Origin of the sequence: Acinetobacter sp. ANC 4805 (assembly GCF_022549495.1) — a bacterium.
Lineage (GTDB): Bacteria > Pseudomonadota > Gammaproteobacteria > Pseudomonadales > Moraxellaceae > Acinetobacter.
In genome coordinates, this window is the sequence record NZ_JAKZGD010000005.1 from 247,998 (window position 1) to 269,351 (window position 21,354).

The following is a 21,354-nucleotide window of genomic DNA, read 5'->3' on the forward strand; positions in this document are numbered from 1 at the left end:
CTAGCCATTCAAGTAAACGGATGAAATCATTCAAGGGGCGTTTTATACCAAAAATACGATTAAAAGACAAGCGAATTTGGTAAAAACAGGACATGATCTGGTGTGATAGATCATGCCTTGATCAGCTTAGCGGAATAGTGTTTTCAAAAGCAGTTTATGTGTTGGTTTGTTGTACGGTGGTAGAATGAATTTTAAACTGTAGAGTTTAGGGCTCACAGGGTTTGACATCATAGAACGTTCATGAGAGAAGCTGAAGAAGCCTTCTTTACCATGATATTTACCCATACCTGATGCGCCAATTCCACCAAATGGTAGATCATCTTGCGCTACATGGGTGAGGGTTTGGTTAATACCAAAATGCCCTGAATGGGTACGTCCTGCAACATAATCAGCACGAGCCATGTCAATATCAAAATAGTAGAATGCCAGTGGGCGTGGTCGACTATTAATGAACTGAATAGCATCTTCAATATGTTCATATTCTAAAATAGGAAGAATCGGACCAAAGATCTCATTCTTCATAATTTCCATTTCAGTGGTCACGCCTGTAAGTAAGGTTGGCGCAATTTTACGAACTTCAGTTAATGATTCTTTTTTGGTATTTAACTCTACAATCGTTGCACCTTGCTCACGTGCATCTTCTAAATAGCCTTGTAAGCGATTGTATTGTTTATCGTTCACAATTGACGTGTAGTCTTTGTTATCACGTAGGGTTGGATACATTGTGTTGACAAAGTCATTGTAATGCTTGGTGAATTCTGCTGTTTTACCCTTCGGAATAAACATATAGTCTGGCGCAACACAAGTTTGCCCTGCATTCCAAAGTTTACCGACAGCAATACGTTGTGCTACATCACGAATGTTCATTGCTGAATGTACGAGAGCAGGTGATTTACCCCCTAACTCTAAAATGACAGGAACTAAGTTCTGTGCTGCTGCTGCCATAACGGTTTTGCCGACAGACGTTGAACCTGTAAAAATTAATTTATCGAATGCTAAGTGGCTGAATGCATCTGAAATTGCGCCACCACCATTGACAACCGTAACCAGTTCCTGAGGGAACACTTCAGCAAGTGCATTTTCCAATACAGCACCAAACTGAGAAGATGCACTCGAAATCTTGATCATGGCATGATTACCCGCAGCTAATGCGCAGATCAGTGGGCCAACAGAGAGCAATAATGGATAGTTCCACGGAGCAATGACTCCGATGACACCTAATGGTTGATATTGTACCCAGCCTTTTGCAGGTTGGTGTAACATACTGATATGGCGCTTAGAGGGCTTCATCCACTCAGTTAAGTTCTTGCTATAGTATTTGATATGTTCTAAACACGTTAAAACTTCACCAATTTTGGTTTCCATAATGGCGCGATTGCCATAATCTTGACTAATTGCGTTAGCAAATTGATCTTGATATTTTACCAAGACATTTTTAAGTCGAGCTAAGCGCTCAATACGTTCTTTGGCGCTTGGAACTGGATGGCGTTGGTACGCTGCTTGTTGCTGTTCAAGCAAATCTTGTAACCGTTTCACATCAGCATGAGGTGTCATCGCGGTTGTTTTTGTTTGACTGTTCATAGGAGTGGACCAAAAAAAGCTTATTATTTTTTAATTTTTAGAGTAAATACTCTAAAGTGTCAAGTCACTTTATAGGTTTGCTTTATAACCTATTGATAATGTTATAGATGGTTAAAATCAATGTCGCACATTAAACCGAACAAAACGAAAGATCGAATTTTGCAAATCAGTTTGCAGTTGTTTAATGAGCGTGGCGAACGTTCAGTAACAACCAATCACATTGCGGCTGAACTTGGTATTAGTCCTGGCAATTTGTATTATCATTTTCGAAATAAACAAGAAATTATTAAAGAATTGGCTCAGCAATATCAGGCAGAGACTTTGGAAATGTTGGCATTGCCGACAGATCGTCCATTGAATGCCAATGATAAAATTAGCTATTTTCAAGTGTTAAGCAATCAATTGTGGGCTTATCGGTTTATTCATCGTGATGTTTATCACCTTGTTGAAAATAATGAAGATTTTAGAAAGATTTATCCGCGGTTTGCGGGACAAGTGATGCAACAAGGGCAAAAAATTTATCGTGCCTTTGTGGATGCTGGTTTGATGAAAATGACCGATTCGGAAATTGAAGCGTTGATTATCAACTTGTGGATTGTACTCACCAACTGGACTAACTTTTTGTATATGTCAGGTCATATCAGTGATAACAACCATTTGGAAGAAAAATGGGTATGGCAAGCTTTACGACAAATGGTGTTCTTGGAAGGCCCGTATTTAATGGGTGAAAGTCGTCAAACGTATGAACAATTATTAAAGTCTTTAGGCCCATCTGACTTATTTGCGAGTTTATCTAATCTGAAAAATGATAGTGATGAATAAGTGATAGGTATTTAGTCACAAGCAAAAAAGAGCTAGAATGCTCGGCTTGATTTTAATTTTGATTCGAATAAGTGATATTAACCACATGAACACGACGACCGCCCATACCGCACGATTACTGATTACTTGCGAAGACAAGCCTGGAATCGTGCAAGCTGTATCGAGCTTTTTGTATCATCAGGGAGCAAATATTACCGCACTTGATCAGTACGCAACAGAAGCTCAAGGCGGGCGTTATTTTATGCGTGTTGAGTTTGAACTTGATCATTTACATTCTCGTAAAGAAGCATTGATGCAAACATTTGCTGCCAATGTTGCTGAACGTTATGAAATGCAATGGAAATTGACTTTTGTTGGTGAACTAAAGAAAGTAGGTATCCTCGTTTCTAAAGTGGATCATGCTTTATTAGAGCTTTTATGGCGTCATGCACGTGGTTCATTGCCATGTGAAATTACTCAAGTAATTTCAAACCATGAAGCGTTACGTGAGTCTGTTGAAAACTTTGGTATTCCATTCCATGTTGTGCCTGTGAATAAAGACAATAAGGTCGAAGCTTATGCACAAATTAATGACATGATGCAAGGCAATGATTTATTGATCTTAGCGCGTTATATGCAGATTCTGAGTGAAGATTTTGTTGCGCAGTGGGAAATGAAGATTATCAATATTCACCATTCATTTTTACCTGCTTTCGTTGGTGCAAATCCATATAAGCAAGCCTATGAGAAAGGGGTGAAGTTAATTGGCGCAACAGCGCATTATGTCACTGCTGATTTGGATCAAGGTCCAATCATTGAGCAAGATGTTGAACGTGTCAGCCATGATTATAATGTAGAGCAGTTACGTGAGTTAGGTGAAGATGTTGAGCGTAACGTATTGGCACGTGCGGTCAAATGGCATTTGGAAGATCGTATTATTGTTGATGGCAATAAAACCGTTGTTTTCTAACTAAAACTAAATTTTCTAAAAGCATGCTGATTCGCATGCTTTTTTTATGTTAAAATTGTTATGTTATAACATTTTATTTTATTAAATGTATATTTATCAATTTGTTGTGCATCATTCACAAAAAACCAGTTGCAAATGAAAACACTTCTCATTTATTATTATGCCACTTTTATTGTTCTATCCGATGCGTGAAATCGTTTTTTACTTTGTAAAGGCGTCATCATCTATATAGGTACTTAGATTCTTATGAGTCAATCTCCTGCGATATTCAACATGCCACACTCGATGAAAAATAAAATCATCACTGCCTTAGTTGCGGTTGTGATTGGACACGTAGGCGTTTTGTGGACACTTAACCACATGAAACCGATTAAGTTGAAACCAATTGAGAAAGAACCACTTAAGGTCAAGTTCGTTAAAATTAAAGAACCACCTAAACCAGAATTACCTAAGCCGAAGGAAAAACCGAAGCCTGAACCTAAAAAGGAAGTGAAAGAGGTTAAAATCGTTGAAAAGCAGTTACCTCCACCGCCAAAAAAAGTTGAAAAAGTACAACAGGTAAAAACTGAAGTACCGAAACAAATCGTTCAGAAAACGGAGCCTAAGGTTGAGTCTAAAGTTGAAACTAAAGTTGTTAGTACGACTGTGACTGAAAAAGTATCTGATAAACCGCAACAAGTTCCAGAAGTTCCTAAAGCTCAACCAGCTGCGGATCCATCACCGAAACGAGTTTCAATCGGTGGGTCAGGTATTCAGTGGAGTCGATCTCCAAAAGTATCATTTACACCTAAAGATTTAGAGAATCAAACTCGTTTAATTAGTGTGTATATTGAGGCTGATGAGAAAGGAAAAATCACGAATGTACGTATTACACGTAGTAGTGGTTTGCCTAATATTGATGAAAAAACTTTGCGTGCGATACGAAGTTCGAAATTTAAACCGTATATGGAAAATGGTATTGCTTATCCAATCAAAACAGAGCAGCCGTTTGAGTTTAATCCTTAATAAATTTGCGTCCTAGTGACAGATTAAATCAGGAGTTCGTATATGAACTTTTCAGTTTATTGGCAACATGCAGATGCAGTAAGTAAAACGCTGTATTTCATCCTTTTAGCAATGTCGATTGCAACGTGGACGATTTTTATTCTGCGTCTATTAGGAACACGCCAATTAAAACAACAGGCTTATGCTCAACTTGTTCAAGCTTTGGCTACGCTTAAATCTAAACTGCAACCTTTGACTTTTGAACAACGTAAAGCTGTTGCAGAACAAGCATTGCTTCGTCAAATTTCGGCAGAAAAATCTCAAGCAGAAAAAGGTGTTTCTGTTCTTGGAACGATTGCTTCACTTGCGCCATTTGTGGGTTTATTTGGTACGGTTTGGGGTATTTTCCATGCATTGGTTGCGGTAGGTACAAGTGGTCAGGCGGGTTTAGCTCAAGTTGCAACACCCGTTGGTGAGGCATTGATCATGACTGGTTTAGGTTTATCTGTTGCGATTCCAGCGGTACTGGCTTACAACATTTGTGTACGTTTCAATCGTGGGCTAGCACATGACCTACAAGACCAAGCACATAGTTTGTTAATTGATACAATGTTGCAGCAAGAAACAACAGTAAAGACTGAAACTAAAGCGACTCAACAAAGTTTAGTTGGAGGTCAAGCTTAAGATGGGCTTTCAATTGGGTGAAGACCACGACAGTGGCATGAATGAGATGAATCTCATTCCTCTGATCGATATTATGTTGGTATTGATGATTATCTTTTTAGTCACAGCAACGGTTGCTAACCCATCAATTCCATTAGCTTTACCAAAAACAACAGCAGAGATTGTTGAGCCACCACCTAAAGCAATTACCATTAGTATTAATGATAAGGGTGAAGTTGCGTGGGATGCGCAAATCATTAGCTTAGATGAGTTGCAGAAGCGTTTCCAAGAAGCAGGACACGCAGAGACAAAACCAACTGTGCAGTTACGTGCAGATAAAGAATCAAAATATGATACGGTTGCACAAGTAATGTCTCGTGCAAGCGAAGCAGGTCTGAGTGATATTGCATTTGTCAGTGAAAACTAAGACTGTTTGATGTGAAAAAAAGCAACTCAATTGAGAGTTGCTTTTTTTATGCTTATTCAGATTTCAGCAATTCTAGATATTTAGAACGTAATTTTGACAGTTTCGGGGGAATGCTAAAATTGCAGTAACCTTGCGATGGATTACGTGCATAAAAATTCTGGTGGTATTCTTCTGCAGGATAAAAAATTGGAGCAGGGCTTAGTTCTGTGACAATAGTTAAATTTTCATCATCTAAATCTTGGATAATGTGTTCAGCTTGTTGCTTTTGTTCATCATTAAAATAATAAATAACAGAACGGTATTGAGTACCTATATCATTCCCTTGACGGTTTAACGTCGTTGGGTCATGTGTCGCAAAGAATACATTTAAGAGTTGTATAAAACTAATTTGCTGTTCATCAAAGTCAATTAATACCACCTCAGCATGTTGTGTATTACCTTGACAGACTTGTTCATAATTTGGATTTTGTACAATACCGCCTGCATAGCCACTCACAACTTTGTCGACACCTTTGAGTTGTAGAAAGACCGCTTCTACGCACCAAAAACAACCACCACCGAGTAATGCTTGTTGCATGAAATTCCCCAATTTTTTAATTCTAAGAATACTACTAAAGTATACGAAGTCACCCAAAAGTAAAAGCCCATGATGAATCAGACTCCTTCACTTTTTATGATATAAAATCAATGAAGTGATCAAGTGTATATCATGAAATTCATAAGAATATCATTAGCTTGATTTGCAAACATAAGTCTATTTTCTATCAGCTTATCCTATCCTATTTTCATAAATGCCCTTTGTCTGATTAGGCTCTGACGATTTGTGATGTACAGTGATACCCCCGTTGATCTATCTTGATTTAAATCGATCAAGATGAACTAGATAAGGAGATTGAGTATGGTTTTGTTAAAAAGGGGGCTGTTAATCAGCTTTTGGCAATCCAAGTCGAATGATTTTCGAAAAGTATTCACTGGATTGATTGTCTTGCTGTTCATATTTTTTAGCACGAGTATTAATCTGCGCTAATTGATACCACTCTTTCATACTATAATTTTGATTAAGTGCTTTTAAATCATATAAATAGTTGGGTAAATAACCCGAAGCTAATAAACGATAATCTTTAGGTAAGGTTTGTGGATTGATCGCTTGGATCATGTCAAAAACCAATGTCGTACAGTTACTTGTCAGCGTGTTATACCATTTTGCTTCAGCACGTAATTCATCTGCTTGATGGAGATATTCTATGAATAGGGCTTTACGTTCGGTTTGAGGCATTCTGATTGGAAATAAATAAACTTGTTCATTGCGGATATTGCTTCGCGTATAAATCAGATCTTTTTCATCAGAAGCCACTAAGCTAAGTTCATATTTACGGAAGAAGCCACCAATAGCAGAGAATTCCTCACCATTTTCTTTACGAATTTCGATAGAAAAAACCAAAGGCTTTTGATCTGAGAAATCAAAACTGACTAAGGTATGCGCAATCTGAGGTCCCATCCAATAGGAGGTGATGACATTGACCCCTGTAATTTTATTCAGGTCGATCGTACGATTTTCCCAGTGAATGTCATAACTGCCGTTCTTATGCCAATTAAAATGACGCACATTATGGAGTTGTACCAAGTCACCTTGCTTTTGATAAGAAAGTTGCTCAGCGACTTCGGGATTCCAATCGCGATCTTGTCGCGCTTCTAAGGAAAAATACCAAACCAGAGAGCAGGCAAAAGCTATACCGTAAATTAAAAGATCAGTGCGGCGGCTAAAAATATGTCCACTGACATAAACACCAAGCAAGCTGAGTGCAAACAATCCCCAAAGTATGATGATGGTTCGGCTAAAGATTATTCCAAGAGGCTGTTGAATCCATAAGGCAAGGCATAACCATATACTTGAGAGGATCACAAATAAGGCAAAGCAACTGTGTAACAGTCCAATGCCTAGAGCAAGTAAAAACTCACGTGACCCAATATTATGCATGATGACGTGCGATCCATTTTATTTTTGGTAGGTCGCAAACTCGAAGGCTATATTTGATTTTTCATCAACGTGTTGTTCTGAGTTTACTTTATGAAAATCCTCAGAGATTTTTGGATAATGTGCATCGCCTTGTACATCTAAATCAACATGCGTTAATTCAAGACGATCGGCAATCGCAAGGGTTTGAGTAAAAATCTCTCCACCCCCAATAATAAATAAAGATGCTTTTTCAGAGTGTTGTACGTCTGTAAGTGCATGTGTCAAAGCATCTTCAATGCTATGTGCTACTTTAACGCCCTCAAATTGCCATTCAACATCACGCGTGATGACCCAATTCACACGATTTGGAAGTGCGCGTCCCATTGACTCTAAGGTTTTACGCCCCATGATGACAACGCCACCTTGGGTAATTGCCTTAAAGTGTTTGAGATCAGCGGAGATATGCCACGGCAAAGCATTGCCTTTGCCAATACAGTTATCTTTATCCATTGCTACAACGTGTACAACTTCAAGACCTTGCCATGCCATTTTATATTCTCTCTGATCTATTTAAACTGCGACGGGTGCTTTGATTGCAGGGTGTGACTCATAACCGACAATATCAATATCTTCAAATTTAAAATCGAAAATATCGGTGATCTCAGGATTGAGCTTTAATTGACACAAAGGCAGAGGCTCACGCGTAAGTTGTAATTGTGCTTGCTCAAAGTGGTTGGTATATAAATGAGTATCACCACCCGTCCAAACAAAGTCCCCAACACCTAAACCACAAACTTGAGCAACCATATGCGTAAGTAGTGCATAGCTAGCGATATTGAAGGGCACACCTAAGAACACGTCAGCACTACGCTGATACAACTGGCATGATAGTTTGTTGTCTTGTACAAAGAATTGGAACAAGGTATGACACGGTGGTAAAGCCACTTTCCCTGCTTCATTTGGGTTCCAACCTGAAACGATCAAACGACGTGAATTTGGATTGGTCTTGATTTCATTTATAAGCCATTGGATTTGATCAAAACCATTTTGCTGATAGCTACCATCTTCATTTTGGGTTGCGCCAAAGTTGCGCCATTGATGTCCATAAACAGGACCAAGTTCACCCTCAGGGCGACCAAAACGTGCAGTTTGTTCTGCGGTTGCCCATTCATCCCAAATGCTGACTTTATTGTCTTTGAGATATTGAACGTTGGTATCCCCTTTGAGAAACCATAATAGTTCAATCACGATAGAGCGGAAGTGTACTTTCTTTGTTGTTAATAGTGGAAAGCCTTTAGCAAGATCAAAGCGCATTTGATGACCAAATACTGAACGTGTACCTGTGCCAGTACGGTCACCTTTGTCACCGCCATTGTCGAGGATATGTTGTAAGAGGTCTAAGTAAGTGCGCATAACTTTCTCTAAAATCTTTTGTGAACTTGTATCGAAGCAGTCAGGCGATTTGAGCTAACTGAAACCAGTTTCGTTTGCTGGGTATGGAATGATACTTGATTATTCCGATTATATGGCACTGATGTCTGATATTTCGATGCCTAAATCGTAAAAAAAGAGCGCTTAGAAACGCTCTTTTAAATCGTACTCAATCTTATTCTGTGACAAAAATAACTTTGCCATCAGTTAAAGACTCAACACGTGCTAAAGATTCAACACGATAGCCTTTTTCAAGTAATACATCACGACCAGGTTGGAATGATTTTTCAATCACAATGCCCACACCGACAACTTCGGCATTTGCCTGATGAATCAAGTCGATTAAACCTAATGCTGCTTGACCATTTGCCAAGAAATCATCAATCACGAGTGCTTTATCACTTGAATTGATGTGCTTGTTTGAAATCGCAATGGTGCTTTCAGTTTGTTTGGTGAACGAGAACACTTTAGAACGGTAAAGATCATCTTTGAGCGTTAATGACTGGTATTTTCGAGCAAAAATCACAGGAACACCGAGTTCTAAACCTGTCATGATCGCAGGTGCGATCCCTGAAGCTTCGATGGTAATAATTTTGGTAATACCAGCATCTTTAAAGCGGGCAGCAAACTCTTTACCAATCTGTTGCATTAACACAGGGTCAATTTGATGATTTAAGAAAGCATCGACTTTCAAAACCTGATCAGATAGAACGATACCTTCATTTAAGATTTTCTGTTCTAAAGCGTACACGGGAGAATCCTCTAAACGGATGCTTATTCAAGCAAAGGCATATTTTAAAAAGCATCTAAAAAATTGCAAGTTAAAATTGACCAAATGGTTAGTTGGTCTTGCCTGAATAGCCTGTTAATAATAAGCCATAAGACGATTTACCATCATTATGTGCCATTTTGACAGGTAGGTAATCGAGTTTTGGTGCTAACCAAAATACAGTATTACGTTCAGGTCGATCATGTTGCATGACCACTTTAATGGTGCTGAAAGTCCCATAATTGGTTTTGATGGTTTCCGTACCTTGTTTGACAAAGCGACGCTCATCTAAGGCTTTTGCATCAGCAATTAAATATTTAGTTCTTAAAGAGTTATTTTTTAAATCTTCACGGATCTGTAATTCGGCATTGAGTTCATCTAAGGCACCTGCTTGCCATGCAAATGAACGGGCAGTGTCATCTTTTTTGGTATTCACAACTTTACTGCTTGGATTAAAGTTAATACTCATGGTGTTGTTGTGAATTAAGATTTTGCTGCTACGGCTAAATTTTTGTGATGTAATCTTATTATCCGCAAAACTAAAGTAGCTAGTTTCAGAAGCAGACGCAATTCCGCCTGCTTTAGCAATGAATTGATAAGTCCAGCTATTACCTTGTTGAGAAAGTGTGCGTGTTGCAGAACCAAGGTTTTTATTATTGTAGCTAAATTGATAGCTTGCTTGAAATGGTGCCATGGCTAATGCGTGACTAGATAAGCTCACACTTAGAATGGCAGCTGAAGTAATACCAACTACGTTCAATAATTTCTTTGTCATCACAGTATATATCCTTGGAATGATTACAGATAACGAAATCACTCTTTATCATTACGATTTGTCGTTATTATGCCTGTAGATTATGAAGAAAAAATCAGGTTTTTTATTAAATGCTTGTTAATTTTTCGTATGTATCATGGAGATATTTATTTTAGCGGCATGCACTGGAACAGCTCATGCCACACAGATGTCATTTGATTATTTTCTCACATCTTTTTGCTGAATTGGCGTAACTTCTGTGTCCTCTAATCCATCTTCATCAAAGTCATCGTCATTCGGTGGGTACAAAATAGCAGCTAAATTGACATTGCCCCAAACAATTAACTCAGCAGGGCGAACTCTCGCGCGGTTCACATGAACTTTACTTAGTGTTTCAATAATACTTGCTTTCTTTTTAAACCAGCGATTTAAATCCAAATAAAGTAATTCATCTTGGACTGAAACAACTTCAAAATGTTCTAAAATTTTACCAAGTGGGTCTTCATCACGAAATTTTTGATAGTACCAAATCGCAATATAGAAGCCCCATTTTTGGAAAATGTTTTTGAATTTTGCTTCAATCACTTGGGTGTTGCTAATTTGTTCAAATACCATGAGTTGCACATCTTTATTCATTTCCATCTGAATAAGTTTTAAGTCAACAGACAAGGTGGTATGTAAACCTTTCACATCAATGGTGGCATATAAACGTAGCCATCCATCGTACAGATCGGCATGAAGATCTTGAATGATCTTCACTTTCTCTGTGACATAACGTTCGATTGTTGCATTGACAAAAACTTGTGAAAGTGCAAACTCTCTTTCTTCTTCAATAAATTCTTCGGCTTTTTGGTAAACTTTACGTAGACGTTTAACAACGGATGAAATTAGCGTTTGCATAAAAGTTGTTCCAGAAAGTGAATTGATCGTAGGGTTTATTGATGCTTCATAGATGATTGAAATATCAACACACTCAACTGCAATACCACGATCTTTGTATTAGCTAAAAAATAAAAAGTAAATTTCTGACTTGCAGTGTAGCAAAATTAATTGCTACATTTTCATAAAATGATGCTATGCAAACACTGTGACTGTAAGTGGATCACATTTTTTTAGGATTGTGAATATTAGTTTGGTTTTATACGGCGGTTGCTGTTGGGGATAAGACATTTTTGTCGCTTGAATGCCATGTGGAATAAAATAAATTTTCGTTCAGGACAGTCTCCTTATTGGTGGCAAGATCCAATTTTTGTTGGGGCCGTTACTTTAGCGATGCTTCTACATGGTGCTTTGCTCGCAATTCAGTTTGCAATGCCGTCACCGACAGATACCTCAACCAAAGAAATCGCTGTCACGGTTCGTCCAAGCCAAGATAAGGTCAAAGATGCAGATTTTTTAGCACAAGCTGATCAAAAAGGTTCGGGTGATTTTCGTGAAGCACATCGTATGTCGAGTGATATGCCTGCACCGATGAAAGCAGATGCGACAACAGGGGAGTCTGAGTTAGAAAGCTTAGAAAAAATTCAGCAAAAGCGAGAATTAAAATTTGAAGAAAAAGTCTTAATGACGATTCTAAGTTGGCAAAAACAAGCGGAACAAAGTGAACGTAAAAAAACTTTAGATGAGTTACAAAGTCAATTTCAGGCAAAAGCTGCGATGGTCGCAAGCTTAGAAGCACAATATTTACAGCGGCAGCAAAACTTTAGCCGTAAACAACGGATTAAAACTGTCGATGGAATTCAGGCAAAACAGGATGCATCTGCAGCTTATCTCGACAAGTTTCGTCAGAAAGTGGAATTATATGGTAACCGTTATTATCCAGATGAAGCAAAGCAACAACGCCTAGCGGGTGAAGTTCGTTTGATGGTGATTTTGAATACAGAAGGTGGAATCCGTGCAATTCGTTTAATTGATAGTTCTGGGTATGCAGTTTTAGATGAAGCTGCAAAAGCATCGGTTCGCCGTGGTGCACCATTTGGAGCATTCGATGCTAGTATGAAAAAAGATATTTCTGAGCTACGTATTATTCGTACATGGCGTTTTGACCCTGTAGATGCCGAGTTCGAGGTACATTGAATTTATGTATCGGCTTGATAGAAATTTGTGATCATAAAAAATTAATTAAAAATTTCATAAAAATCAAATTATTAATTTTTGTAAATTTTAAATCTATTTTTAATTAAATAAAAACAGATAATTAAATTAACCTTAATAAATTTGAAATAATAATAAAAATGATTATCATTCGCAGTGTATTTTAGATTATCTTTATGTTTGAAATGTGTACATCCTTTTTAAGTATTTCTGTGGGGTATAGGCGTGCATGTTTTCAAATGTTCCATACGATCAAGGGCATTCTTCCATGTATCAATATACGTCGTTAAAAACTTTCAAAGCACATCCGTTGATGCTCGCTATGGCGGTACTTTTACCATCATTTGCTTATGCTGAATCAACAACTGAAAATACCAAGCTACCGACCATTACTGTAAATGCAGAGAAGGAGAATGCAGCAACCACAGAAGGGACAAAAAGCTATACAGCAAAGAGTAGCAATACTTCTACAAAGCTGAATTTGTCTCTACGTGAAACACCGCAATCAGTTAAAGTGATTACTCGTGAATACTTGGATGATACCAATATCAATTCTTTTCAGGAATTACTGAAGAATGTAACAGGTGTTACTGTAAACCAGTGGGATGAGCGTCAATATCCAACGGCTCGTGGTTTTGATGTCGATTATTACCTGTTTGATGGTGTGCCAAGCACTTCAGATTTTCATAATGCGGGCGATCCAGATTTAAGTCTATATGATCGAGTAGAATTGGTAAAAGGGGCGAATGGTCTGATGACAGGTGCAGGAAACCCTGCCATTGCGATTAATATGATTCGTAAACATGCAAATTCTAAGGAGTTGACAGGAAATGTTAGTACTTCTTTAGGTTCATGGAATGCATGGAGTAGTACTGCGGATGTTTCTATGCCACTCAATGCGGATGGTAGTGTTCGTGGTCGTGTGGTGGTAAAACACGAGCAAACGGATTCCTTTGCTGATCACTATAATAAAGACAATAATGTGGTTTATGGTGTGATTGATGCGGACTTAACAGATAGTACCTATTTATCAGTAGGTGCAAGTTATCAGAATCTTGAACGAAATGGGATTAAATGGGGTGGTTTGCCAGCATTTTATACCGATGGTACACGTACTAATTTCGACCGTTCTAAAACAGTTACTTCTGACTGGACATACTGGAATGCAGATACAACTTCTGCATTTGCCACATTTAAACAAAAACTATGGAATGACATTAGCCTAAATGTCAATTATGACTATCGTCAATTAAAAGGCGAAACTGCTTTATTGTATATATGGGATTTGAATGGTGCAGACAAGGCGACTAATAGTGCATCGGATTTATATCCTTATACGAGTGAATCTACATTTACCCAGAATAATGTGGATACTTCAGTTTCAGCACCATTTAACATTGCTGGTTTAAAGCAGGAAGTGATCGCAGGCTTTATGTATAATCAGAGCAAAAAAACGGATGCCGCTTATGGTAATCCATTGCTTGATAATTATGTAATTGACTTTGATGAAGCTACAAATTCAAGGCTTCTGGGTTCAATCAATAACAACAATAAAATGCCATCCAATAAAACGACTCAGACAGGCGCTTATGTCGCAGGTAAATTTACTTTGTTGGAACCTTTAAAACTAGTGACAGGTGTACGTTTGTCTAACTGGAAATATAAAAGTGAAGATGGGATAGGCAATCGAGAATTCAAAAATGAAGTCACGCCATATGCAGGGCTAATCTTTGATTTCCTGGATAATTATTCATGGTATGCCAGTTATACAGGTATCTTTAAGCCAGAAGATAAACGAGGTCTGGATGGCAAATATTTGGATCCCCGTGAAGGTAAAAATTATGAAACAGGCTTAAAAGGTGAATTCTTTGAGGGCAAATTAAATGCCTCATTCACAGTATTCCAGACCCAGCAGGATAATGTTGCAGAGATCACAGGAGAGAAAATTACTGTGAATGGTCAACCTGTTGATGGTTATCGTAGTGCAGATGGAGTAAAGAGCAAAGGTGTTGAATTTGAACTTGATGGTGAAATTTCACCCAACTGGAATATGAGCTTTGGTGTCGCTCATTTCAATGCTAAAGATGCGGATGGCAAAGAAGTACAAACGACATCTGCACGCACCACTGCTAATCTATTTACCAAATATAAATTGGATAAATGGAGCGTAGGCGGTGGTCTAAATTATAAGAGCAAGACGTATGTCGATGAAAGTTTAGGTCGAATTACTCAGGGTGCGTATGTATTGACTAATTTAATGGTCGGTTATGATTTTGATCAGAATATCAAGGCACAACTGAACCTAAATAATATATTTGATGAAAAATATTATGAAGGTCTTGGTCTGAATGGTATGGTCTATGGCGCACCACGTAATGCAACGTTAACACTACGTTATCAATTCTAAAAAATAAATAATAAAAAACGGCTGAATTCAGCCGTTTTTTATTGGAAATGTGGATAAGTCTAGACTTATTCACAAGCCATTTTGACTTGAATAAGCACGTTCAACTTTGCAGATCTCCACACTAAAGTCCTGATACCACTTTTCTTTGCCTAAGCGTTGCGCAGCTTGATGTTCTGCATCTTGTTGCCAATGTCTGATATCTTCGAGGCTATGCCAATAAGATAGAGCTATTTCAAAACCATTTTCACTACATGCTTCGAACTGGACGCAGTTAAATTGGCTTAATGCTTTATTTCTTAGCTTCTGCGCCATTTCAGAGTAAGTTGTATCAAGTTGTTTGATCGTAGCTTTAAAAATGACGATATACATAGAAGCTTGATTAAATCTCATCTGCTTGGTACGGATTGGCGATACCCAATTTTTTGAGAATTTCAATTTCTAAAGCTTCCATTTCTTCTGCTTCAGCCTCACTTGTTTCATGGTCGTAACCGAGTAAATGTAAAATGCCGTGAACGAGTAAATGAGTGAAATGGTCGCTTGGCGTCTTTTGTTGTTCAGTTGCTTCTTGTAAAACCACAGGAATACAAATCACCAAGTCACCTAGAGGTTCTGCATCCAGTAAGCTGAGCATTTCTTCTGGGATGTCGCTTGGAAAAGACAGCACATTGGTGGGTTTATCTTTTTCACGATATTGCAGATTCAGCTCATGGCTTTCTGCGAGGTCGACGCAGGCAATTCCGATTTCGCAGTCTACGTCGAAACCGACATGACGGAGTGTGGTTTCAATCTGCTTTTTAATTTGACCACGTTTTAGTGGTAATTCATTCGCTTGAAAGTCTTGTTGAAGGCTTAAGTTGATTTTCAAAATAGATCCTTAATCATCTCTCCCGACCTCCTTTTTTAAAGGAAGGCATTTCACGAATGTAAGTATTTCCTTCATTTCGTGGAAAGTCCCCCTTTTATTAAAGGGGGACTTAGAGGGATTTTTCTAAACAGAGGGTTAGAGGGTTGTTCTAAATGTGTTGTGCATCTGCCGCAAAGTCATTTTCTGCAGTCAGTGCTTCTTGTCGAGCTTTACGTTCGGCACGAGCTTCAGCAGATAAGCGTTGTTGTTCACAATCCCAACCCTCATATGCTTCGACAATTTTTTGTACTAGTTGATGACGCACAATATCTCGAGAGTGAAAACGAGTGATATGGATTTCATCTATATTTTCAAGTACACGTAACGCTTGTGCCAAGCCAGATTGTTGCCCACGAGGTAAGTCGACTTGAGTTACGTCACCTGTGATGACTGCACGAGAACCAAACCCTAAACGTGTTAAAAACATTTTCATTTGTTCAGGTGTAGTGTTTTGTGCTTCATCCAAGATGACAAAGGAATGATTTAACGTTCGTCCGCGCATATAGGCCAGTGGAGCAACTTCGATGACTTGACGTTCAATCAGTTTGGCAACTTTATCAAAGCCCAGCATTTCATAGAGTGCATCATAAAGTGGACGTAGGTAAGGGTCAATTTTCTGGGTTAAATCACCTGGTAAAAAGCCCAGTTTTTCACCCGCTTCGACCGCAGGGCGAACCAATAGAATACGTTGAATTTCGTTACGTTCAAGCATATCTACTGCGGCAGCAACTGCAAGATAGGTTTTACCTGTCCCTGCTGGACCAATACCGAATGAAATATCACTTTGTAAGATACGTTGTACATAGCGTTTTTGGTTTGCACCACGTGGGTTAATTCGCCCTTTACGGGTCTGTAACCAAACGTTATCTAAACCCGTATGTTCTTGATCTGTATCTTCTATAAGTTCACGGTCTGTCTGTGAACCTTGAATCATTAAATGAAGAACATCGGCGCTGATTTGAGGGGAAAGTTCTGATTCTTGATAGAGCCGTTGCAATAATGCTTCGGCTCTTTCGACCGTTTCGATACTACCATCAAGATAGAAAGCATCGCCTCGGTGACTAATTTTGACATCCAAACGTTGTTCGATTTGCTTTATATGCCCGTTATACGCACCGAGCATGCTTTTCAAACGTTCCATTGAAATTTCTGGGAACATTACTGTACGTTGAATCGCTGCAGTCAAGAGAAACCCTTTTTGTCGATTTGTAAGAGTACCCCTTACATTACGCCACGTCAGGTTCAAGATTCAAGAGTTCACCATAAACTAAATTTAAAGTTTTAATTTCAGTGATCTCAATTTCTGCAAAGCGTCCAACCCATGTTGCATCACCAATGAATGTGACTAAACGGGTATTATCCGCAGTGCCCATTAAGATATTCGGATCTTTATCTGATACTTTTTCAATTAAGACGCGTTCAACTTTACCCAGCATTGCATCTGTTTTATCAATACTCGATTGTTTAATCACTTGCTGAACTTGAGCGAGACGATCTTTCTTGACTTGCTCAGGCGTACTATCTGGTAAGTCAGATGCAGGCGTACCCGGACGTTTTGAGTACACAAAACTATAAGAGTGATCGAAATCTAAATCTTTAATGAACTGTAAGGTTTCAGCAAAATGCTGATCTGTTTCACCTGGGAAACCGATAATAAAGTCGCTCGATAAATGCATATCTGGGCGTACTTTTCGTAGCTTGGCAATTTTATCGATATAGACATCAATGGTGTGATTACGCTTCATGGCTTGCAATACATCGTTTGAACCACTTTGTACTGGTAAATGTAAATGAGAAACCATTTGCGGTAAATCACGGTAGCATTGAATTAAATCATCAGAAAATTCAAGTGGGTGAGAAGTGGTATAGCGTAAACGACCAATCCCTGGAATTTCAGCTACTAAGCGAAGTAGTTCAGGGAAGGTGCAGATTTCGCCTTCAAAGGTCTCACCACGATAGCCATTCACGTTTTGACCAAGCAAACTGACCTCACGCACGCCTTTTTCAGCTAAACCTGCAATTTCAGCCAATACATCATCCAGTGGACGAGAAACTTCTTCACCACGGGTATAAGGTACAACACAGAATGAACAGTATTTAGAGCAGCCTTCCATAATTGAAACGAATGCTTTAAAGCCCTCAACACGTGGCTCAGGCAGAAAGTCAAATTTCTCAATATCTGGGAAAGAAATATCAACCAATTTGATCTTTTCTTTCTTTGGTTTTTCGATCTGCGCTTGATGCTGATCTAGCATTTGTGGCAAACGGTGCAAGGTTTGTGGACCAAATACCATATCGACATAAGGTGCACGTTTTTGAATATTGTCACCTTCTTGAGAGGCAACACAACCGCCAACACCAATCACGAGATCAGGGTTCTGCTCTTTGAGTTTGCGCCAACGACCTAAGCCACTGAAGACCTTCTCTTGTGCTTTTTCACGAATCGAACAGGTATTCATCAGCAGAATGTCTGCGTCATTTGGATTGTCAGTCAGCACATAACCGTGCGAATCACCTAATAAGTCTGCCATACGATGACTGTCATACTCATTCATCTGACACCCTTGCGTTTCAATAAATAATTTTTTAATTGAAACATCAGCGGTGTGCGTTGGCTGGGTAACAGTGTTTTCTGAAGCAGCTTTTACAGCACTTGGAATGAATGTTTGAACCGTCATGCAGGCTCCTAAACAAGGTGGATTTAAACAAACCGCGGATTATAACAGCATTTTTGCCTGAACGCAGAGAATAAAAAACTGACAAAAATGGACAGTTTGTGAATAAAAATGGATAAATTTTAATGAATATGAATCAGTAAGTTACATAACACAACAATAGTTGGAACTTAGACTTATTACACTATAATGGCGGGAAAAATTGAGCAAACGTATTGATGAAGATGAATAAGCAACACCAATTTATAACAACCGTTAGTCATAAAGTGAATAACAAGAAAAACTTCCGTCAGCTAATTGCGATGGGCGGTATGGTTATATGTTCATCTGTATATGCTTTGGACGAGCAATTTAATGATGCATTACGTGCTGCGAGTTCAGGCAATCTTGCTTTGCTCGATCAATACCAATATGACATGCAAAATGATGCACTAGGCTATTATCCAGAATATTGGAAACTCAATAACAATCTTGGATTACAACCCGCATCTTCAATTATTAGTTTTGCACAACGTTATCCTCAATCCGCGATGGCAGAAAAATTGGCGGCAGATTATGTTGAGGAAAAAGTAAAACAAGCCAGTTTTACCGAAGCAAAACCTGTACTCAGTTATGTGACGAACCCAGACCAAGAAGAGAGTTGTGCGGTTGCACAAGTTCGCGCCAAAACAGGTGATAGTCTGGTTTTTGCAGAATACAAAGATATTTGGCTAACCACAAATACCCAACCCGAGTCATGTAATGGTTTAGGACGGTTAATGCTGTCTAGTCCATTGATGACAACACAAGACCGTCAACAACGACTTTGGGGGCAACTGCGAGCAGGTCAATCTGGTTTAGCGATTGCGACAGCACAAACTATAGGTCTGGATTTGTCCTTAGCTCAGTTGAATCAAATTCAAGCCAATCCATTGGCATATTTGTGGACTGCTCCGAAAGCCAATGATGCCGATTATGCCTATCTAATTTTTGCATTGGGTCGTGTTGCAGACAGTGATTTCACCAATGCTTTGGGTAATCTTCAAAAAGTTGCTCAGGATACACCGCAATCTGTGCAGAAATATTTGTATCGTACGATTGGTTACGTCGGTGGTACAACGGTGATGAAGAATGGTTTTAATCGTGAAGTGTTAAATGCTTATGATCAAAGTTATGGTTATCCATTGAGCCCAGAAGAAGCTGAAATTTATGCGCGTCAAGCCATTCGATTTGGTGCATGGGAAAGTTTGATTCGCGCAATTGATGCGATGTCAATTACGCAGAAACAGGAAGATCGTTGGCAATATTGGTTAGCGCGTGCATCTGAGCAATGCTCGGATGCTGCTTCAAAGCAAGCAGCACAACAGATTTACCGTAAGTTGGCACAAGCTGGTGATGATTACCATAACTTGTTGGCGAAGGATCGTTTAGGTGAACGCTATAACCACCAACCTTATAATGAGCAACCAAGTTCGCAAGATATTCAACGCCTAAATCAAAATATTCATTTTAAACGGGCATTTGCCTTAAAGAATGTGGATGCTCCAGCAAATTATATTAATCGTGAATGGAACTGGGCAGTTCGCCAAGCTTATTTACAACATGATGATGGTTTGCTTTTAGCGGCAGCTAAACAAGCACATGATATGGGGTGGTATGATCGTGCGATTTATGCCGCGGATCGCACAACCTCTCGCCACAATGATACTTACCGCTATGTAACACCACACCGTAGCAATGTGACTAGTCATAGTTACAATGCTGGTATTGATCCTGCTTGGGCATATGGTTTAATGCGCCAAGAAAGCCGTTTTGTCACGTCTGCACGTTCTCATGTTGGTGCAGGCGGTTTAATGCAAATCATGCCAAATACGGCAAAACTGGTGGCTCGCCAGATGGGTGAAACCTATAATCCAGCAGCTTTGAGTGAAATGAATACTAATATTCGTTATGGTACTTATTATCTTTCAATGATTCAGAGCCAACTCAGTGGTAATGCGGTATTAGCAACAGCAGGTTATAACGCAGGGCCGAATCGAGCGAGACGTTGGCAGCCCGATTTCCAAATTATGGCGGCTGATCAATACACGGAAACCATTCCATTGTTGGAAACACGAGACTATGTAAAGCATGTCATGACCAATGCAACCCATTATGGTGTCGTGTTAGGGCAGGGTGCGCAATCATTAGAACAGCGCATGAGTACGATACCAGTACGCAATGAGCCTTAAAAGACACAATGATGTTTAATCTGAAATAATGAAGTTCTTATATTTGATGAAATCTATGAATTTATTCAAGGAACGGTTAATGAGATGGGTACAGGCTTTAGTCTGTTACTTTGCCTTCTCGTTTTGTTCGCCATTATATGCAGCCGATAGTCAGGATATTGCAGGCTATGTGATGCATGTTCAGATGACACCCGCTGCTTGTGCTTTTGATTCATCAAGACAAAAACAACGTAAATGTTTGGAAGGTTACTCACTTACAATTGCAAGTTTATTGCCAGAAGTCCCTGTAGGGCGCGATTGTGATACAAAAACGTCGGCCAAGCTGACACCTTTACAAGCGAAAGTTGTTGCACGGGTGATGCCTGATGAAAATGCGCGAGTACAACTTTGGCAAAATGTGGGGGGATGTGTACCGATGAACGCCAGTCAATATTTCAGAACCGTGATTAATTTTGCTGAGCGTCTCAAAGTTCCTGCGGATTTGACTAGTCCAAATACTATTGAAGTGCAAAAAGAGAATCTCAGACAACAATTTACTAAGTTAAATCCGTCATTACCGCCGAATGGTATTCGTTTTACTTGCCAGTCTTCAAAGTTTGATTCTATTCTGACGGAGATTCGGGTGTGTTATCAAAAAAATGGTCAGTACAAACAATGTGCAAGCCATATTGTAACGGGTTGCCCGAATGAATTTACAATTAAAGGAAGTTATTAAATATTTCCCTGA

The 21,354-nt window shown here is 39.0% G+C and carries 21 protein-coding genes; 9 read left to right on the plus strand and 12 right to left on the minus strand.

The window, feature by feature from the left end:
* Window positions 1-126 precede the first annotated feature (126 nt).
* The gene (locus tag MMP60_RS09045; RefSeq protein ID WP_241335952.1) at window positions 127-1,581 is read right to left on the minus strand and encodes a coniferyl aldehyde dehydrogenase; all 1,455 of its coding nucleotides are present in this window, start codon (window positions 1,579-1,581) and stop codon (window positions 127-129) included.
* 120 nt (window positions 1,582-1,701) lie between these two features.
* On the opposite strand from MMP60_RS09045, the gene MMP60_RS09050 reads away from it, so the two are divergent.
* The 5 genes from MMP60_RS09050 to MMP60_RS09070 all read left to right on the plus strand — a co-directional run bounded on the left by MMP60_RS09050 (window position 1,702) and on the right by MMP60_RS09070 (window position 5,426).
* Window positions 1,702-2,403: a TetR/AcrR family transcriptional regulator gene (locus MMP60_RS09050; protein ID WP_241335953.1), complete on the plus strand. Its 702-nt coding sequence runs from the start codon at window positions 1,702-1,704 to the stop codon at window positions 2,401-2,403.
* Window positions 2,404-2,488: 85 nt separating this feature from the next.
* Entirely contained in the window at window positions 2,489-3,352 is an 864-nt protein-coding gene (gene purU, locus MMP60_RS09055) for a formyltetrahydrofolate deformylase (RefSeq protein ID WP_241335954.1), read from the plus strand.
* Between the two features lie 246 nt (window positions 3,353-3,598).
* Window positions 3,599-4,357 (plus strand): TonB family protein, encoded by a 759-nt coding sequence (locus MMP60_RS09060; protein ID WP_241335955.1) that lies wholly within the window; start codon window positions 3,599-3,601, stop codon window positions 4,355-4,357.
* A 42-nt stretch (window positions 4,358-4,399) separates the two neighbouring features.
* On the plus strand, window positions 4,400-5,020 hold the full coding sequence (locus MMP60_RS09065; RefSeq protein WP_241335956.1) for a MotA/TolQ/ExbB proton channel family protein: 621 nt from the start codon (window positions 4,400-4,402) through the stop codon (window positions 5,018-5,020).
* A 1-nt stretch (window position 5,021) separates the two neighbouring features.
* Window positions 5,022-5,426, plus strand: a complete 405-nt coding sequence (locus MMP60_RS09070; protein ID WP_241335957.1) for a biopolymer transporter ExbD — start codon at window positions 5,022-5,024, stop codon at window positions 5,424-5,426.
* 52 nt (window positions 5,427-5,478) lie between these two features.
* Here the strand turns inward: MMP60_RS09070 and msrA are convergent, their stop codons facing one another.
* The 7 genes from msrA to MMP60_RS09105 all read right to left on the minus strand — a co-directional run bounded on the left by msrA (window position 5,479) and on the right by MMP60_RS09105 (window position 11,237).
* Window positions 5,479-6,003: a peptide-methionine (S)-S-oxide reductase MsrA gene (gene msrA / locus MMP60_RS09075; protein WP_241335958.1), complete on the minus strand. Its 525-nt coding sequence runs from the start codon at window positions 6,001-6,003 to the stop codon at window positions 5,479-5,481.
* Window positions 6,004-6,348: 345 nt separating this feature from the next.
* Entirely contained in the window at window positions 6,349-7,404 is a 1,056-nt protein-coding gene (locus MMP60_RS09080) for a DUF4105 domain-containing protein (RefSeq protein WP_241335959.1), read from the minus strand.
* An 18-nt stretch (window positions 7,405-7,422) separates the two neighbouring features.
* The gene (locus MMP60_RS09085; protein ID WP_241335960.1) at window positions 7,423-7,932 is read right to left on the minus strand and encodes a dihydrofolate reductase; all 510 of its coding nucleotides are present in this window, start codon (window positions 7,930-7,932) and stop codon (window positions 7,423-7,425) included.
* 21 nt (window positions 7,933-7,953) lie between these two features.
* Window positions 7,954-8,796, minus strand: a complete 843-nt coding sequence (gene thyA, locus MMP60_RS09090) for a thymidylate synthase (protein ID WP_241335961.1) — start codon at window positions 8,794-8,796, stop codon at window positions 7,954-7,956.
* 193 nt (window positions 8,797-8,989) lie between these two features.
* Window positions 8,990-9,565 (minus strand): xanthine phosphoribosyltransferase, encoded by a 576-nt coding sequence (locus MMP60_RS09095; RefSeq protein ID WP_087537283.1) that lies wholly within the window; start codon window positions 9,563-9,565, stop codon window positions 8,990-8,992.
* A gap of 88 nt (window positions 9,566-9,653) precedes the next feature.
* Window positions 9,654-10,358 (minus strand): DUF3108 domain-containing protein, encoded by a 705-nt coding sequence (locus MMP60_RS09100; protein WP_241335962.1) that lies wholly within the window; start codon window positions 10,356-10,358, stop codon window positions 9,654-9,656.
* 198 nt (window positions 10,359-10,556) lie between these two features.
* A complete protein-coding gene (locus tag MMP60_RS09105) occupies window positions 10,557-11,237 on the minus strand; it encodes a hypothetical protein (RefSeq protein ID WP_241335963.1) in 681 nt (226 codons plus the stop codon).
* 288 nt (window positions 11,238-11,525) lie between these two features.
* Here MMP60_RS09105 and MMP60_RS09110 point away from each other — a divergent pair, with 288 nt between their 5' ends.
* Both MMP60_RS09110 and MMP60_RS09115 read left to right on the plus strand, forming a co-directional pair.
* Entirely contained in the window at window positions 11,526-12,413 is an 888-nt protein-coding gene (locus MMP60_RS09110) for a TonB family protein (RefSeq protein ID WP_241335964.1), read from the plus strand.
* Window positions 12,414-12,699: 286 nt separating this feature from the next.
* Window positions 12,700-14,838 (plus strand): TonB-dependent siderophore receptor, encoded by a 2,139-nt coding sequence (locus MMP60_RS09115; RefSeq protein WP_241335983.1) that lies wholly within the window; start codon window positions 12,700-12,702, stop codon window positions 14,836-14,838.
* Window positions 14,839-14,907: 69 nt separating this feature from the next.
* Here the strand turns inward: MMP60_RS09115 and MMP60_RS09120 are convergent, their stop codons facing one another.
* The 4 genes from MMP60_RS09120 to miaB form a co-directional block, all read right to left on the minus strand.
* Entirely contained in the window at window positions 14,908-15,207 is a 300-nt protein-coding gene (locus MMP60_RS09120; protein ID WP_241335965.1) for an antibiotic biosynthesis monooxygenase, read from the minus strand.
* Between the two features lie 10 nt (window positions 15,208-15,217).
* Window positions 15,218-15,703: an rRNA maturation RNase YbeY gene (gene ybeY / locus MMP60_RS09125; RefSeq protein ID WP_241335966.1), complete on the minus strand. Its 486-nt coding sequence runs from the start codon at window positions 15,701-15,703 to the stop codon at window positions 15,218-15,220.
* 148 nt (window positions 15,704-15,851) lie between these two features.
* Window positions 15,852-16,928, minus strand: a complete 1,077-nt coding sequence (locus MMP60_RS09130; protein WP_241335967.1) for a PhoH family protein — start codon at window positions 16,926-16,928, stop codon at window positions 15,852-15,854.
* 40 nt (window positions 16,929-16,968) lie between these two features.
* Entirely contained in the window at window positions 16,969-18,420 is a 1,452-nt protein-coding gene (miaB, locus tag MMP60_RS09135) for a tRNA (N6-isopentenyl adenosine(37)-C2)-methylthiotransferase MiaB (protein ID WP_241335968.1), read from the minus strand.
* Between the two features lie 299 nt (window positions 18,421-18,719).
* Between miaB and MMP60_RS09140 the strand changes: the two genes are divergently transcribed.
* Both MMP60_RS09140 and MMP60_RS09145 read left to right on the plus strand, forming a co-directional pair.
* Window positions 18,720-20,627, plus strand: a complete 1,908-nt coding sequence (locus MMP60_RS09140; RefSeq protein WP_241335984.1) for a lytic transglycosylase domain-containing protein — start codon at window positions 18,720-18,722, stop codon at window positions 20,625-20,627.
* Between the two features lie 28 nt (window positions 20,628-20,655).
* The gene (locus MMP60_RS09145; RefSeq protein ID WP_241335969.1) at window positions 20,656-21,342 is read left to right on the plus strand and encodes a ribonuclease I; all 687 of its coding nucleotides are present in this window, start codon (window positions 20,656-20,658) and stop codon (window positions 21,340-21,342) included.
* Window positions 21,343-21,354 lie beyond the last annotated feature (12 nt).

What these genes read in the sequence shown, in the direction of transcription:
- MMP60_RS09045 (WP_241335952.1), bottom strand. Translation starts at nt 1,581, where the DNA reads ATGAACAGTCAAACAAAAACAACCGCGATGACACCTCATGCTGATGTG.
- MMP60_RS09050 (WP_241335953.1), top strand. Translation starts at nt 1,702, where the DNA reads ATGTCGCACATTAAACCGAACAAAACGAAAGATCGAATTTTGCAAATC.
- purU (WP_241335954.1), top strand. Translation starts at nt 2,489, where the DNA reads ATGAACACGACGACCGCCCATACCGCACGATTACTGATTACTTGCGAA.
- MMP60_RS09060 (WP_241335955.1), top strand. Translation starts at nt 3,599, where the DNA reads ATGAGTCAATCTCCTGCGATATTCAACATGCCACACTCGATGAAAAAT.
- MMP60_RS09065 (WP_241335956.1), top strand. Translation starts at nt 4,400, where the DNA reads ATGAACTTTTCAGTTTATTGGCAACATGCAGATGCAGTAAGTAAAACG.
- MMP60_RS09070 (WP_241335957.1), top strand. Translation starts at nt 5,022, where the DNA reads ATGGGCTTTCAATTGGGTGAAGACCACGACAGTGGCATGAATGAGATG.
- msrA (WP_241335958.1), bottom strand. Translation starts at nt 6,003, where the DNA reads ATGCAACAAGCATTACTCGGTGGTGGTTGTTTTTGGTGCGTAGAAGCG.
- MMP60_RS09080 (WP_241335959.1), bottom strand. Translation starts at nt 7,404, where the DNA reads ATGCATAATATTGGGTCACGTGAGTTTTTACTTGCTCTAGGCATTGGA.
- MMP60_RS09085 (WP_241335960.1), bottom strand. Translation starts at nt 7,932, where the DNA reads ATGGCATGGCAAGGTCTTGAAGTTGTACACGTTGTAGCAATGGATAAA.
- thyA (WP_241335961.1), bottom strand. Translation starts at nt 8,796, where the DNA reads ATGCGCACTTACTTAGACCTCTTACAACATATCCTCGACAATGGCGGT.
- MMP60_RS09100 (WP_241335962.1), bottom strand. Translation starts at nt 10,358, where the DNA reads ATGACAAAGAAATTATTGAACGTAGTTGGTATTACTTCAGCTGCCATT.
- MMP60_RS09105 (WP_241335963.1), bottom strand. Translation starts at nt 11,237, where the DNA reads ATGCAAACGCTAATTTCATCCGTTGTTAAACGTCTACGTAAAGTTTAC.
- MMP60_RS09110 (WP_241335964.1), top strand. Translation starts at nt 11,526, where the DNA reads ATGTGGAATAAAATAAATTTTCGTTCAGGACAGTCTCCTTATTGGTGG.
- MMP60_RS09115 (WP_241335983.1), top strand. Translation starts at nt 12,700, where the DNA reads ATGTATCAATATACGTCGTTAAAAACTTTCAAAGCACATCCGTTGATG.
- MMP60_RS09120 (WP_241335965.1), bottom strand. Translation starts at nt 15,207, where the DNA reads ATGTATATCGTCATTTTTAAAGCTACGATCAAACAACTTGATACAACT.
- miaB (WP_241335968.1), bottom strand. Translation starts at nt 18,420, where the DNA reads ATGACGGTTCAAACATTCATTCCAAGTGCTGTAAAAGCTGCTTCAGAA.
- MMP60_RS09140 (WP_241335984.1), top strand. Translation starts at nt 18,720, where the DNA reads ATGGGCGGTATGGTTATATGTTCATCTGTATATGCTTTGGACGAGCAA.
- MMP60_RS09145 (WP_241335969.1), top strand. Translation starts at nt 20,656, where the DNA reads ATGAAGTTCTTATATTTGATGAAATCTATGAATTTATTCAAGGAACGG.